Here is a 14,618-nt window from a genome sequence, read left to right as displayed (position 1 = left end):
GGAGGTTTGATATGAGTCAAGCAAATAGAACTACTGGTTTGGTAGATTATAAAGAATTAGAAACAAATATCCTGTCATCTATACGAGAAGGAAGACCATTGACAGGAAGAGATGGAGCATTAACACCGTTTATAAAAAGGTTGCTAGAGGCAAGTCTGGAAGGTGAAATAGAAAGCTACATGTCAGCTGAAAGTGAAGAAAATAACCGAAGAAATGGGAGAAACGCAAAAACTTTACGCACGAGTGCAGGCTCATTTGAGCTGCTAACACCAAGAGATAGGGAGGGAAGCTTTGAACCACAAATAGTCAAAAAAAGGCAAACAAGCCTACATCCAGAACTTGAAGCAAAGGTCTTAAGCACATATGCCAGTGGCATGGGATACAGAGATATAGCTTCACATGTTGAGGAAATATATGACCACAAAATATCAGCAGCAGAGATATCTAGTATTACCGATAAACTGCTACCAGTAATCAATGAATGGCGCAGCCGCCCACTGCAATCAGTGTATCCAATAGTATTTATGGATGGCATGTTTTTTAAGGTCAAGGAGGACGGACATTGCATAAGTAAATGTATGTATAATATATTGGGCATAAATCAAAATGGCAGAAAAGAAGTATTAGGTTTTTATTTGGCTGAAAGTGAAGGAGCTAACTTCTGGTTGGGAGTACTAAATGACCTCAAAGAAAGAGGAGTAGAAGATATTCTAATTGCCTGTATTGATGGGCTAAAAAGCTTTCCTACCGCTATAAATAGTGTATTTCCTAAAGCAGAAGTACAGCTATGCATAGTGCATCAGATAAGGAATTCACTGAAGTATGTATCTAGCAAAGATGTAAAAGTTTTCATAAATGATTTGAAAAAAATATATCGTGCTTCAAGTAAAGAGATTGCTGAGAATTATTTGCTTGAGCTGGAAGAAAAATGGAGTGAAAAATATCCCTTGGTTACAAAATCATGGCAAAACAATTGGGAAAATTTGTCTGGTTATTTTAAGTATTCTGGACCAGTTAGGAAGCTGATTTACACCACCAATCCAATTGAGGGATTGCATAGACAAATTAGGAAATTTACTAAAACTAAGGGCTCATTTACTAATACAAATGCCTTGTACAAACAGGTATATTGTGCTATAAAAAAGGTAGAGCAAAAGTGGACTACAGCTTTGCCTAATTGGGCATTAACTATGTCTCAGCTTGACATTTTCTTTCCCAACAGACTGAAAATTGAGTTGAACTAAAAATGCGGCTTGACACAGTTTATTTAACACTCCCAAGTGTGCTTGTGCTTTTTTGTTATATGGAGTACTTGCTGCTGGTCTATGTTTCACAGTTTATAACCCAGTTTCACTTGCTGTAACTTCGTTGCTTTTTTTTTGCAATAGGGTGTGGTTTTCTGTATAGAGCAAATACAATTCTTAATGATGTAAACTCCTCTCAGGTTAGTGGTTGCGAACATACTGTATCTGTTCAGGTAAGGTGTCATTCCAGCACTTGATGCTGGAATCCAGTTTTTCATTTAATCTCATTGAACTTAGCATAAGCTTTGTAAATTTTTCTGGATCCCAGTGTCAAGCACTGGAATGACATTATGGAATCTGGATCCCAGTTAGGATGACAAAAAGGCAAGGTACTGGGATGACAGGAGTATGAAATGGGGTACTTGAATGACACCTATTTCGTTGTCTTTTCTTGTCTACCTTTATCACGTTGCTGAACGGATACCTAAGTGATTAGGATTAATTTTAGCTACAAGCAAAAACTTTGCTTTCAATAATTTTATTGGCAATAATACGGCTTTCAAAGTTAATGTTGATTATACCAGATAGTGAGTTAATATCAGAGTACTTGTCAAAATTTTCTATTGTTGATTTTATCACCTCTAATATTTCTAAAAAACCGATTCGTGATTTCAAGAATTCATTGACAGCTATCTCATTTGCAGCGTTCAAAACAATACTATTTGTATGTGGAGAAGAGGAATTTAACACTTCCATACTGAGCTTTAGTGCAGGAAAACGTTTATGATCTGGTTCTTGAAAGGTCAATTTTTTTTGTTTTGTTAAGTCTAACTTGTAATTCAAAGTTGATCTTTTTGGCCAAGACAAAGCATATGCAATGGGAATTTCCATATCAGTTTCTGCAAGCACAGCAAAGCTAAACCCATCCTGGTAAACTACAACTCCATGTACTATCGATTCAGGGTGCACTACTGCTTCAATTCTATTTGGGCTGATATTGAACAAATGATGTGCTTCTATTATTTCTAGTGCTTTATTCATCATTGTTGCACTATCGACTGAGATTTTCTTTCCCATTTTCCAAGTAGGGTGACTTAGTGCCTGATTTACTGTAATATTTTTTAATTGTTCAAGGCTATAATTTAAAAATGGTCCACCAGAGGCAGTGAGTATAATCTTTTCTACACATTTATCATCATTTTGCAAAACTTGAAAAATTGCGTTGTGTTCAGAGTCGATGGGAATTATTTGTACGCTCCTTTCTTTAGCTTTTTCAAGCAGTAACTTGCCACCACAAACAATGCTTTCTTTATTTGCTAGGGCAATAACTTTAGTACCACTTTCTATAACCTTTATAACTGGCTCAAGGCCTGCGATGCCAACTACTGCAACAACTGAGAGATCAACAGGTAGAGAAGCAACATTTGCTAGACCTGGAGCGCCAACTTCTACTTTAACGCTTGTACCAAGTAGATTTTCTTTTAAATCTTTGTAGAACCTTTCATCAGAAATGGCAACATATTTTGCATTAAGTAGATTTGCCTGTTGTGCTAGCAGAGCAAAGTTAGAATTGGCACTTAGTGCTTCCACCTGACATTCTTCCTTTCTCTTTAAGAGCAAATCTACAGTCTTTTTTCCAATGCTTCCTGTTGACCCTAAAACTGAAACTTTTTTCACTAATTACAATAAAATCCTCTTAGTTATTTAGTAACCAAGCTCATGATCATCACCAATAGATGGTGAAGGACCAGGTGAAAAAGATTGGCCATGATGATCACCTGCATCATGCATATCATGCAAACCATCAGCACTTTGAGCTATTTCATTGTTAGAGTGGGGATAATCATCCGGATGAGGGCCTCCATCACCTTGATCCATACCCATTCCTTCTGATGGCATATCTTCTCCACCACCACCTGAAAAATATTCAGCAAGGCTTTCAAAAAGTTTTATGCCAAACATATTACCTGATTTCCCAAATAACGTTACTAAACTGCTACCACTTACCAAACCTTCAAACACATTACTATAAGCAGCAATTGCTCCTTCATGAAAGTTGAACATCCACTTCATCCCATCCACAATTGTTGAAACAGAGTCACTATGACCAAGACCGAAACCACTTTTCTCACTAGCGGCTTCCTGGTGTTGCTGCTGTGCCTGCCATTCTGCAATATTTGGACCTTGTGCTTCACTCATAAACTTTTATTCTAAGCCTTAAGCTATTATTTTACCAAAAAAACTGTAAAATATCAATTGTTTAAGAGAGGTTATCATAAAAATAGCTGAGTATCAGCTATTTTTATGATTCTGATTACTCTATACCAAAACATCGATGATGTGCTGTAATAACAAAGTGATGAAGGAAGGTCTTGAGGTTTAAGACACTTCTATTTCTTCTTAGAAGACTTCTCCTCTCTCTTTTCTTTTTATATATTATCTTAGTATTAACTTATTCATAAATTTTTGACAAATACTAATAATTTAGGTATTATTGGTGTTATATTAATAATAAGGAAGAAAAATGACTGGTGAAATTTCATCTAATAGTAGCAGTTTGTTATCAGCTCCGCCACCTCCCCCGCCTCTACCACCTGCAGATTGGGTAAAAAATTGTGGGCAAGCGGAAAGTAACGATAAAAATGAAAAAACTTCTGGTAGTATTGCATCAGAAAATAGCAGTAGCACTAAACCAACAACAGTTCTATCTGAGGGTCCTGCTCAACTTGCAACAGAACAAAAAATCGATACTCCCATTTTGGTTAATACTTCAATTGGCATAAGCAAGGCAACTGCCTTAAAATATTCAATTGCTACTTTATTGCTATGTATATCTAGTGTTACAGCTGGGATATATACTTATCTTGCGATTTCAGCAACACTAAGTGCTCCAGTACTTTTCATAGTCATTGCTTCTGTTTCTTCATTGGTTGTGTTGAACTTAGCTGTATATCTTATTAATTCATTTGTTTCTGCAATAAACAGCGAGAAAGGAGTTGATCCTGGTAGAGAACAATCACAAGATAGTGGTTTACAGAAAGCAAAAGAACTTGAACATAGCAATACTCCTATACCATCATTTCCAGTAATGTCTGGAATACCCATTGTACCACTACTACCTCTGCCACCTCCTTCTCCATCTTTAGGGAATAATTTCCCTTCTGGGCCTGCAACGGATGCTGGTATGTTTGCAGAGATGAAGAGTAAGACACTAAAGAAAACTGATTCTTTTGCAGGTAAACCTGGGGGTCATAAAGAAACTGATGCTTTGTTTGAAGAAATAAAAAAAGGAAAAAACCTCATGAGCAAGGAAGAGCGTGACAAGATTGAGAAGAAGAGGTTAAAAGAACAGGAAGCAAAGAAGTCAAGCAATAAAGGAGGTGGGCAACAAGAAAAAAAAGAAGATCATATAGCTGATTTGAATAAAGTACTTCAGAAACGAAGGGCAGGCCTTCATGGAAAGCAAGGGAGCAACGTACAACAGCCAAGTAACCTGGATGGGGCATTCAGTAAAATGTCAGCTATGATCTCACCACCACGGAGTCGTAGTAGTAGTGTATCGAGTAGCAGTAGTGAAGAGTCTGAACAAGATTGGAGCGATAATGAAAGTACATATTCAACACCTCTAAACCCTCAACTAGACAATAAAAAAAGAAGGGATAGTTCTGACAGTGGTCATGAATCTGATGATAATGAAAAATCTAAACCTACATCTCCGTTACATTCTGTGCCAAAAGCAGGTAAGCCACTGGTACCGCCTAAGAATGCTGGTTTACAAACGAAATCTGAAGCTTCTCCTGGAGCACAAGCAAATAATGTTGACCCAGTGAATAATGAGGTGCAAAAACCATCTTCTTTGGTTAGTCAAAAGATTAAATTTTTTGGTGAAAAAGCACACGCATGTCAACTTAAAAGTGTCATAGATCGAGGTAAGAGCAGTAGTGCACCCTTCTTAAAATAAGTTTACCTACAGGTCTGATTGTATTAAGATTACTTAGTACAATCAGATTTATCAAATGCGTTTATCTCAATATTACCTGCCAACTTTAAAAGAAACTCCAGCTGGCACTGAAACTATCTCTCATCAATATTTATTACGTGCGGGCTTAATCAAGCAAATAGCGTCGGGCATTTACTCTTGGTTACCGCTTGGTCTTTTGGTACTTAGAAATATTGAAAACATTATCAGAGATGAAATTGGTGCGATTGAAGTGTTAATGCCTTGTGTGCAGCCAGCAAGTATTTGGCGAGAGTCAGGACGTTACAATGATTACGGCAAAGAAATGCTGCGTATTAAAGACAGGCATGAAAGCGATATGCTTTTTGGTCCAACACATGAGGAGGTGGTGACTGATTTGATTAGAAATACAGTAAAAAGTTACAAAGATTTGCCACTTTGTTTATATCAAATTCAGTGGAAATTTCGTGATGAAGTAAGACCTCGTTATGGTGTTATGAGAGGCAGAGAATTTCTGATGAAAGATGCGTATAGTTTTGATTTAGATTATGAAGGTGCACTGAATTCATATAATTTGATGTATAAAACTTACATAAAAATCTTCAAGCGAATGGGACTTACTCCAATTGGAGTAAAAGCGGATACAGGACCAATTGGAGGAGATTTAAGTCATGAGTTTCATATATTGGCAAACACTGGTGAAAGCACTCTATATTATGACAATAAATTTTCTGAACTACTAGAGAGTGAAGATATTGAAAGTCTGAAGAGCATATATGCAGTTGCAGACGATATGCATGACCCTAAAAGTTATCCTATACCGCAAGAACAGTTAAATGTTAGTAAAGGTATTGAAATAGGACACATTTTTTATTTTGGTGATAAATATTCGAAACCTATGAAGGCAAGTGTTACTTCTCAAGATGGAAAAAATGTTAACATGCATATGGGTTCGTATGGCATTGGGGTTTCAAGGCTTGTTGGAGCAATAATAGAAGCTTTCCATGATGATAAAGGAATTATCTGGCCGGAGGCAGTAGCTCCTTTTAAAGTTGGTTTGATCAATTTACAAACAAAAGTACCAGAGGTTGCGAATAAAATATACAAAGCTTTGAAAAGCGATGAAGTGCTTTATGATGATAGGGAGGAAAGTATAGGAGTAAAGTTTGCTAGAATGGACCTGATAGGCTTGCCATGGCAAATAATTGTTGGAAAGAAAGCAGTAAGTGAGAATATAGTTGAAGTAAAAAATAGAGCAACTGGCGAGGTAGAGGAAATGCAAATTGAAGAAGCAATAAATCGTTTTAGCGCAAAGTGATATACGGTATTGGCACTGATATAGTATATATACCAAGGATATTGAGAATATTACAAAAATACGGGGGGAAATTTCTCAACAAAGTCTATACCAAAAAAGAAATGGAGCTAAGTAGAAAGTATAATAGTCACGAAATGCAAGCAAAGTATTTTGCTAAGCGCTTTGCTGCAAAGGAAGCTTTTGTTAAAGCGCTAGGCATTGGATTCAGCCAGGGAATTATAATGAAAGATATAGAAATATACAGTGATGTGAAAGGCAAGCCATGTCTTGCTGTCAGAAAGGATTTTATCTCAAAAGACTATAAGATTCACCTTTCTCTGAGTGATGATCAAGATTATGCTACTGCGTTTGTTGTAATTTGCGTTGAGTAGATATTGTTTAGTACGTATAATTTCAAAAATTTTTTTGAAATTATACTTTGACCTACAGGGAACGTTCAAAAAAGTGTGTCAAACCGAAAAAAAAGTAATAAATTGATATAAAAAATGGAGGTTTGATATGAGTCAAGCAAATAGAACTACTGGTTTGGTAGATTATAAAGAATTAGAAACAAATATCCTGTCATCTATACGAGAAGGAAGACCATTGACAGGAAGAGATGGAGCATTAACACCGTTTATAAAAAGGTTGCTAGAGGCAAGTCTGGAAGGTGAAATAGAAAGCTACATGTCAGCTGAAAGTGAAGAAAATAACCGAAGAAATGGGAGAAACGCAAAAACTTTACGCACGAGTGCAGGCTCATTTGAGCTGCTAACACCAAGAGATAGGGAGGGAAGCTTTGAACCACAAATAGTCAAAAAAAGGCAAACAAGCCTACATCCAGAACTTGAAGCAAAGGTCTTAAGCACATATGCCAGTGGCATGGGATACAGAGATATAGCTTCACATGTTGAGGAAATATATGACCACAAAATATCAGCAGCAGAGATATCTAGTATTACCGATAAACTGCTACCAGTAATCAATGAATGGCGCAGCCGCCCACTGCAATCAGTGTATCCAATAGTATTTATGGATGGCATGTTTTTTAAGGTCAAGGAGGACGGACATTGCATAAGTAAATGTATGTATAATATATTGGGCATAAATCAAAATGGCAGAAAAGAAGTATTAGGTTTTTATTTGGCTGAAAGTGAAGGAGCTAACTTCTGGTTGGGAGTACTAAATGACCTCAAAGAAAGAGGAGTAGAAGATATTCTAATTGCCTGTATTGATGGGCTAAAAAGCTTTCCTACCGCTATAAATAGTGTATTTCCTAAAGCAGAAGTACAGCTATGCATAGTGCATCAGATAAGGAATTCACTGAAGTATGTATCTAGCAAAGATGTAAAAGTTTTCATAAATGATTTGAAAAAAATATATCGTGCTTCAAGTAAAGAGATTGCTGAGAATTATTTGCTTGAGCTGGAAGAAAAATGGAGTGAAAAATATCCCTTGGTTACAAAATCATGGCAAAACAATTGGGAAAATTTGTCTGGTTATTTTAAGTATTCTGGACCAGTTAGGAAGCTGATTTACACCACCAATCCAATTGAGGGATTGCATAGACAAATTAGGAAATTTACTAAAACTAAGGGCTCATTTACTAATACAAATGCCTTGTACAAACAGGTATATTGTGCTATAAAAAAGGTAGAGCAAAAGTGGACTACAGCTTTGCCTAATTGGGCATTAACTATGTCTCAGCTTGACATTTTCTTTCCCAACAGACTGAAAATTGAGTTGAACTAAAAATGCGGCTTGACACAGTTTATTTAACACTCCCGACCTACACAGATCGACCTTTTTGTGAATCCTGGTTTCTGCTTTCTTCAACTTGTTTTGCAAAAGACGTCTCTTGTGTATTCATATGTTGAAGTGGTTTAGCAATTTCGCGTACAACGGCAGTAACTGCAGTTAAAAATGCTTTCAGAAGTGCACCTAAAGCTCCACCAACTGCTTCCCTACCATGTATACGAGCTTGCCTTTCATTGTCATCAGCAGTCTCCCCTGCCCTCCTTCTTGGATCCATTCTATGAGCAATAACTGAAAACAACACTCCCCTAATTGAAGATTTCATTCGTGCTTTCGCCTTCTGAACATCCCCATCACTTACTGCTTCATGTTTTTGCCTATTATTCATTAGCTCCTTTTGTTGTTGAGCACTTAAGATCTCTTCTATCAATTGTTTTCTTCTCTTTTCCATAACTCTTTTCTTGGATTCTGTCTTATCACGAGTGTGCTTTGTGGTTTCAAGCTCTGTATCAATATCCTCAGATGCTGCTTGGCTATACAAGGTTTCTATCAGCCTATCTATGCTTCGCTTTACTTGCATAGTCCTCTCGTAGCTATCTAAATTATCAACTCCTTCATCAATTTGACTTAAAATATCCTCAAAAGGTTTTAAATACTCTTTGCACTGCTCTTCCAGCTGATTTTCATTCTTCAAATTCCTTTCTCTTCTGTCATCGCTATTCTCTTCAACATTATCATCGCCTTCTTCGAAAAGATCCTCATCGTTCATAAATTTTTTTTAATTTACTCACCTGCTATCATTGTATATGAAAAAATTAAATTAACACTAATGAAAAGTGTTTACAACTTCAGCACTGGCTAAAACTACAGTAAAGCTGTCAAAAGTGGCAGGATCGTAATATCTCTCATATAATTCAACCGAACACCTGAGTTTTATCTTCTCCTTAGCATTAAAGCTAATCTCATAATCATTATTAGAATTTAACATTGCAGAATTACGCAATAATTCATCAGCCAATACTGAATTTAAAATGCCATTAATTTTTATTGTAATCTTTCTACTCCCAGCACAATCAAGCACTTTTCTCCAGCCAAAAGAGGAAATATCTTTCATCTCTTCTTTGTTATTACGCAAAGTAAACCTTAAGTTTCGTATATTATTCAGCACAACAAAATTATTGTCATGACCTTTAATTTTCAGCTGTAATTTGCTCATCGCTACCTCCTTGTATTAAAATATCAAAATTAATTGTTGAATGTAAAACTTCATCATGCTGATTCATAGCACAATTACTTTCCAAAATGGTCTCACTACTAATGCTCTTTATCACCAAGCTAACATGCTTTATAGCAGCAAGCATGCTGCTTATATGATAAGTATATATGTCGCATGAAAATCTTACTTTTGTAGCAAAGTTAGATAGCATATGCAGGTTAATATAATTTACTATTCGCAATCTCAGATAAGGAATAGTAACTTGCTTAGGTAGGTAATCATAAATGTTATACCAATTCCCGCTATACAAGCAACGAATAGACAATAATGGAAAAAAAGCCATACTGGAGTAAGTAAAATAGCGAGGTTTAGATGGCATTAAGATCAAAATTATTGGATGAAAAAGTGGTGGAATCAGCAAAAGAGATGCTGAAGAAAGTAAGAAATAATGCGTATGTTGCAAAAAAACTAAATGCTGTAATTGCAGCAAAAAAGCACAGTATAACAGCTGTAGCAAAAATATGTTGCATTTCGAGAAAGGCAATTACTACATGGATAAAGCACATAAAATTTGGAAGAGAAGAAAAATTATTTTCTCCACCTCAACGCCGTAGAAAAACTATATTGAACCAAAGTCAACTTGAACAAATTGAGGTGTGGATGGAGGAAAACCCCAATATTACTATTAGAGAAATGAGAATAAGAATCCAAGAAAGATTTGGTTTGAATATCAGCAAATCCACAATACATCGTAATATGCAAAGAATGAAATTCTCATATATCACACCAAGACCAGTTCATAGTGGACAGGATAAAAATAAGCAAGAGGAGTTTAAAAAAAAACCTCAATGAAACTATTGTCATGCATTCTGAAAAAGAGCTATTTTTCTTCGATGAATCACGGTTTGGTACACATTCAAAAGTTGGACATGGGTGGTTTAAAAAAGGCAGTAGGACACAGGTTAAGGTAAAATTAGGTAGGGAAAATTTTTATCTCTATAGTGCAGTTAATCCCAGAAATGGAGAGAATTTTAGCTTATTTGCACCAAACGTCAACACTGCTTGTATAAATATATTCCTTGAACAGATGTCGCAATATTTAGGAATACGAAAGGCTTTTCTCGTGATGGATTGCGCTAGTTGGCATAAGTCAAAAAGTTTAAAGATACCTAAAAATATCGAAATTATATACCTACCACCATACTCACCTGACCTCAATCCTGTTGAGAGGTTTTGGTTATATATAAAACAGAACATTTTGCGCAATAAAATCTACGATACAATTGTTCTGCTTGAGAGCGCTTTGTGTAAATTTATTACCTCTCTTTCCCCTTCCACGGTTAAACAACTCTGCAATGCTTCTTATTTGGTTCATTAATAATGAGAGTTGGTATTAGTAACATATTTTTTTAAATCAGAGTTTGCTTTTAATGCCGCATAAATAGTATTATACAACTCATTTATAACTTGAATTTTTTCCATAATTAATCCTTGCGATTTGCAGATATAATAGAGGTTGTTACTCCAGTGGCCCCTTTGGTGTCATTCCAGTACTGGAATCCAGTTTTATCTAAATGAATTAACTATTCTTCTTGTTGGTCATTTTATTGAAAATGTTTGCTCATTTACAATCAATTTTCCTGAATACCAGTACTGGGATAACACCTTTCCTTAAGAACGTAAGTTACAATATTCGTACAGAAGCATTGGGATGACACCTTCCCTTAGAACCTGTACATGATCTCAAGAAAGGAATAAACTAAGAGATAATGTATATAAGTTAGGATATATGAGGAGTGTATACCCAAGTGATATAAGTCGGGAAAGATTTGAGATTATATTACCAGATCTAGAATCCTGTAGAAAAAAAACAAAACCAAGAAAACTGGATTTATATGAGTTATTTTGCGGTGTACTTTATGTGCTAAAAAGTGGCTGTCAGTGGCGAATGCTACCAAAAGAGTTTCCAAAATGGCGCAATTGTTACGATTACTTCAAGAGATGGAGTAAAAAACCGAATGAAGATAGAGAAAGTGTTCTAGAAATTGTCTTAAAAAAAATTAGTTGGAGAGGTTCGTTTCAACAGTGGTCGGAATACAAAAACAAGCTTCTGCATCATTGATGCTCAAAGTGTAAAAAACACCGATATTGCTGAAGAAAAAGGTTATGATGCCGGCAAGAAAATTTCAGGAATAAAGCGTCATATTGCAGTAGATACGCAAGGTTTGCCACATGCAATTTATATTACTACAGCTAATATCGGAGATCGTACTGCTGCTGTAGAGATGATTTGTAACGCAAGAAAAAATCTTTCCGAAGTTCAAAATATACTAGTTGATGCAGGTTATACAGGAGAAAATTTTGCAACTCAAATAAAAACGACTATTGGTGCAACCGTTGAAGTAATAAAACGAAGTGAATTACATACCTTTGTTGTATTGCCAAAAAGGTGGGTTGTAGAGCGTTCTTTTGCTTGGCTGGAAAAGTGTAGACGGTTATGGAAAAATTGCGAGCGTAAACTCAATACTAGACTACAAATGGTCGTTCTAGCTTTTACTGCCTTGCTCCTCAAAAGATTATGAACAGGCTCTTATGGAATTAAGTTACAATTTTTGTACAGTCAGCACTGGAATGACACCGAAGGGGCTACTTGGATCTGTTGTATCTGCTATCGAATGACAAACAGGAACTACAAAACAACCTTTGGTTCGCGAAATGGAGAATATACCTTCTTCACTTCAGATAAGTGGCTACTTACTTCTGATTCACGATTTTTATAAAGAGCAGAAACATGCTGCATAATGCCTAGCTTTATTTGCTCAGGAACACTATCATAACCAGCTTCATATACAAAATCAGCTCTTATTATGCTCAAATAATTGAAAATTCAATATAGCTCCCTACGTCACTAAAATAATAACTAATACCAACTCTCATTATTAATGAACCAAATAAGAAGCATTGCAGAGTTGTTTAACCGTGGAAGGGGAAAGAGAGGTAATAAATTTACACAAAGCGCTCTCAAGCAGAACAATTGTATCGTAGATTTTATTGCGCAAAATGTTCTGTTTTATATATAACCAAAACCTCTCAACAGGATTGAGGTCAGGTGAGTATGGTGGTAGGTATATAATTTCGATATTTTTAGGTATCTTTAAACTTTTTGACTTATGCCAACTAGCGCAATCCATCACGAGAAAAGCCTTTCGTATTCCTAAATATTGCGACATCTGTTCAAGGAATATATTTATACAAGCAGTGTTGACGTTTGGTGCAAATAAGCTAAAATTCTCTCCATTTCTGGGATTAACTGCACTATAGAGATAAAAATTTTCCCTACCTAATTTTACCTTAACCTGTGTCCTACTGCCTTTTTTAAACCACCCATGTCCAACTTTTGAATGTGTACCAAACCGTGATTCATCGAAGAAAAATAGCTCTTTTTCAGAATGCATGACAATAGTTTCATTGAGGTTTTTTTTTTAAACTCCTCTTGCTTATTTTTATCCTGTCCACTATGAACTGGTCTTGGTGTGATATATGAGAATTTCATTCTTTGCATATTACGATGTATTGTGGATTTGCTGATATTCAAACCAAATCTTTCTTGGATTCTTATTCTCATTTCTCTAATAGTAATATTGGGATTTTCCTCTATCCACACCTCAATTTGTTCAAGTTGACTTTGGTTCAATATAGTTTTTCTACGGCGTTGAGGTGGAGAAAATAATTTTTCTTCTCTTCCAAATTTTATGTGCTTTATCCATGTAGTAATTGCCTTTCTCGAAATGCAACATATTTTTGCTACAGCTGTTATACTGTGCTTTTTTGCTGCAATTACAGCATTTAGTTTTTTTGCAACATACGCATTATTTCTTACTTTCTTCAGCATCTCTTTTGCTGATTCCACCACTTTTTCATCCAATAATTTTGATCTTAATGCCATCTAAACCTCGCTATTTTACTTACTCCAGTATGGCTTTTTTTCCATTATTGTCTATTCGTTGCTTGTATAGCGGGAATTGGTATAAGTTTTCTATTCTTATCAGTAGCCAATATTATTTTATTCACAGGACCATAGCTTAAATAGATTCTACGAGGTATATAACCTTCATATGAAACTTGCCACGTTTGCTTTACTAGAGACTTTTCCATATGCCACTGAGCATAATCAGTTGCCATAAAAATAAAACTTGAAAACAACTTATCATCTTGATCATTTTCAATTCGTAAAAAAAGATTTAACCTCTCCTAAAGTTACTGGAAAAGATTTTAGGCTTAGACTTACGTTGTATATTTATGATTGGATACTTTAGTCTTGTTGACATAACAACCCTCCTTTTCTATATATAGCTAAAATAAGTAAGACTTATCCATAAAAATCTTACTTATTTTAGTTATCACTTAATATTAAATTGCAGCAGCAACTCTATCGTACAAGTATATTGAGAAGAGAACGTATTAACGCTGTTTCTCCTTTTTTATTGATCAAGTTTACTAAGCCGGATTTTTAGTAGATTGACATTCTGAGAATGAATGTTATTGAAAGTGGAGTTTATCTCTTTAGCAAGTAGACTGCGAAATTTCTGCACACTTTCATATGCGATATTTTCAAGTTCATGTGCAAACTTATCTTGAGCTACAGCTGATATGTCTTCAACTTTCTCATTGAACTCTTCTAGCTTTCTTTCCTTACCTTTAAAATTTTTTGTAAAAGCTTTCATATTAATTGGCCTCAACTATTCTTAATTATTATAATGACAACAAAAAAAACTACCGAAGTAAAAAATTCGTACTATGAAACTGCAAACAAAATCAGCACACCAAACCGGTTCACTTTATAGCGTGAATTCAAGTAGCTCCCTCTTGTCCCGGTACTCTTTTCTGTCATCCAAATAGCCTCTGTAGTGTCATTCCAGTGCCCAGACACTGGGATCCAAGTTGCTTACAAGCAAACTAGCATAGAAAGTGGTACAACGTTTTCGATGAGGTTGCAGAAGGGCTGGATTCCAGCATCAAGTGCTGGAATGACATCTCTATAGGACTCCTAACCAATCCAAAATATTAATAAATTTACTAATTATAAAAAAGGCAAAAGAACCCCCGTACAGCGAGTTTTAATAATTTAAGTTGGCGCTGTAATAATGT

General features: G+C 35.6%; 14 protein-coding genes and 3 pseudogenes. 8 read left to right on the top strand and 9 right to left on the bottom strand.

Features of this window, described 5'->3' with window-relative positions; translation table 11 throughout:
- Positions 1 to 11: 11 nt before the first annotated feature.
- Positions 12 to 1,244, top strand: coding sequence for an IS256 family transposase (locus ABWU62_RS04320; protein ID WP_353287648.1), 1,233 nt, complete (start codon positions 12 to 14; stop codon positions 1,242 to 1,244).
- 504 nt (positions 1,245 to 1,748) lie between these two features.
- On the opposite strand, the gene dxr is transcribed toward ABWU62_RS04320, so the two are convergent.
- Both dxr and ABWU62_RS04305 read right to left on the bottom strand, forming a co-directional pair.
- On the bottom strand, positions 1,749 to 2,921 hold the full coding sequence (gene dxr, locus ABWU62_RS04310; RefSeq protein ID WP_353287653.1) for a 1-deoxy-D-xylulose-5-phosphate reductoisomerase: 1,173 nt from the start codon (positions 2,919 to 2,921) through the stop codon (positions 1,749 to 1,751).
- 27 nt (positions 2,922 to 2,948) lie between these two features.
- Positions 2,949 to 3,443, bottom strand: a complete 495-nt coding sequence (locus ABWU62_RS04305) for a hypothetical protein (protein ID WP_353287652.1) — start codon at positions 3,441 to 3,443, stop codon at positions 2,949 to 2,951.
- A 325-nt stretch (positions 3,444 to 3,768) separates the two neighbouring features.
- Here ABWU62_RS04305 and ABWU62_RS04300 point away from each other — a divergent pair, with 325 nt between their 5' ends.
- The 4 genes from ABWU62_RS04300 (at position 3,769) to ABWU62_RS04285 (ending at position 8,251) form a co-directional block, all read left to right on the top strand.
- On the top strand, positions 3,769 to 5,205 hold the full coding sequence (locus ABWU62_RS04300; protein WP_353287651.1) for a hypothetical protein: 1,437 nt from the start codon (positions 3,769 to 3,771) through the stop codon (positions 5,203 to 5,205).
- 55 nt (positions 5,206 to 5,260) lie between these two features.
- Positions 5,261 to 6,520, top strand: coding sequence for a proline--tRNA ligase (gene proS / locus ABWU62_RS04295; protein WP_353287650.1), 1,260 nt, complete (start codon positions 5,261 to 5,263; stop codon positions 6,518 to 6,520).
- The gene (locus ABWU62_RS04290; RefSeq protein WP_353287649.1) at positions 6,517 to 6,891 is read left to right on the top strand and encodes a holo-[acyl-carrier-protein] synthase; all 375 of its coding nucleotides are present in this window, start codon (positions 6,517 to 6,519) and stop codon (positions 6,889 to 6,891) included. Before proS ends, ABWU62_RS04290 begins: the two co-directional genes overlap by 4 nt.
- Before the next feature lie 127 nt (positions 6,892 to 7,018).
- Positions 7,019 to 8,251, top strand: a complete 1,233-nt coding sequence (locus ABWU62_RS04285; RefSeq protein ID WP_353287648.1) for an IS256 family transposase — start codon at positions 7,019 to 7,021, stop codon at positions 8,249 to 8,251.
- A 37-nt stretch (positions 8,252 to 8,288) separates the two neighbouring features.
- On the opposite strand, the gene ABWU62_RS04280 is transcribed toward ABWU62_RS04285, so the two are convergent.
- The 3 genes from ABWU62_RS04280 to ABWU62_RS04270 are packed head-to-tail and all read right to left on the bottom strand — an operon-like array spanning position 8,289 to position 9,813.
- Positions 8,289 to 9,023, bottom strand: coding sequence for a hypothetical protein (locus tag ABWU62_RS04280; protein WP_353287647.1), 735 nt, complete (start codon positions 9,021 to 9,023; stop codon positions 8,289 to 8,291).
- A 57-nt stretch (positions 9,024 to 9,080) separates the two neighbouring features.
- Entirely contained in the window at positions 9,081 to 9,470 is a 390-nt protein-coding gene (locus ABWU62_RS04275; RefSeq protein ID WP_007302803.1) for a phage tail tube protein, read from the bottom strand.
- The gene (locus ABWU62_RS04270) at positions 9,445 to 9,813 is read right to left on the bottom strand and encodes a DUF3168 domain-containing protein (protein ID WP_353288160.1); all 369 of its coding nucleotides are present in this window, start codon (positions 9,811 to 9,813) and stop codon (positions 9,445 to 9,447) included. The genes ABWU62_RS04275 and ABWU62_RS04270 overlap by 26 nt, the downstream gene beginning before the upstream one ends.
- A gap of 29 nt (positions 9,814 to 9,842) precedes the next feature.
- Here ABWU62_RS04270 and ABWU62_RS04265 point away from each other — a divergent pair.
- Positions 9,843 to 10,848 (top strand): IS630 family transposase gene (locus ABWU62_RS04265; RefSeq protein WP_353287646.1). Its coding sequence is split into 2 segments (ribosomal slippage): positions 9,843 to 10,304 and positions 10,306 to 10,848, totalling 1,005 coding nucleotides; the frame shifts between segments, so codons are not numbered across the junction.
- Between the two features lie 14 nt (positions 10,849 to 10,862).
- Here the strand turns inward: ABWU62_RS04265 and ABWU62_RS04260 are convergent.
- Positions 10,863 to 10,952, bottom strand: a pseudogene (locus tag ABWU62_RS04260) (DUF3168 domain-containing protein); the annotation flags it as partial.
- A 307-nt stretch (positions 10,953 to 11,259) separates the two neighbouring features.
- Between ABWU62_RS04260 and ABWU62_RS04255 the strand changes: the two are divergent.
- Positions 11,260 to 12,052 (top strand): IS5 family transposase gene (locus tag ABWU62_RS04255; RefSeq protein WP_353287093.1). Its coding sequence is split into 2 segments (ribosomal slippage): positions 11,260 to 11,523 and positions 11,525 to 12,052, totalling 792 coding nucleotides; the frame shifts between segments, so codons are not numbered across the junction.
- A gap of 357 nt (positions 12,053 to 12,409) precedes the next feature.
- Here the strand turns inward: ABWU62_RS04255 and ABWU62_RS04250 are convergent.
- Positions 12,410 to 13,416 (bottom strand): IS630 family transposase gene (locus ABWU62_RS04250; RefSeq protein ID WP_353287090.1). Its coding sequence is split into 2 segments (ribosomal slippage): positions 12,410 to 12,952 and positions 12,955 to 13,416, totalling 1,005 coding nucleotides; the frame shifts between segments, so codons are not numbered across the junction.
- Here ABWU62_RS04250 and ABWU62_RS04245 point away from each other — a divergent pair.
- Entirely contained in the window at positions 13,410 to 13,556 is a 147-nt protein-coding gene (locus ABWU62_RS04245) for a hypothetical protein (protein ID WP_353287645.1), read from the top strand. The genes ABWU62_RS04250 and ABWU62_RS04245 overlap by 7 nt on opposite strands.
- A 69-nt stretch (positions 13,557 to 13,625) precedes the next feature.
- Here the strand turns inward: ABWU62_RS04245 and ABWU62_RS04240 are convergent.
- Together ABWU62_RS04240 and ABWU62_RS04235 are read right to left on the bottom strand one after the other, a co-directional pair.
- Positions 13,626 to 13,673: pseudogene (locus ABWU62_RS04240) on the bottom strand (hypothetical protein); the annotation flags it as partial.
- A gap of 226 nt (positions 13,674 to 13,899) precedes the next feature.
- Positions 13,900 to 14,194 (bottom strand): annotated as a pseudogene (locus ABWU62_RS04235) (hypothetical protein).
- Positions 14,195 to 14,618: the final 424 nt, after the last annotated feature.

The sequence above is a fragment of the Wolbachia endosymbiont (group B) of Gerris lacustris genome (assembly GCF_964028355.1).
Taxonomy (GTDB): Bacteria; Pseudomonadota; Alphaproteobacteria; order Rickettsiales; family Anaplasmataceae; genus Wolbachia.
The sequence above is the reverse complement of the archived record's forward strand: the minus strand, read 5'-3'. Positions and strand labels throughout refer to the sequence as shown.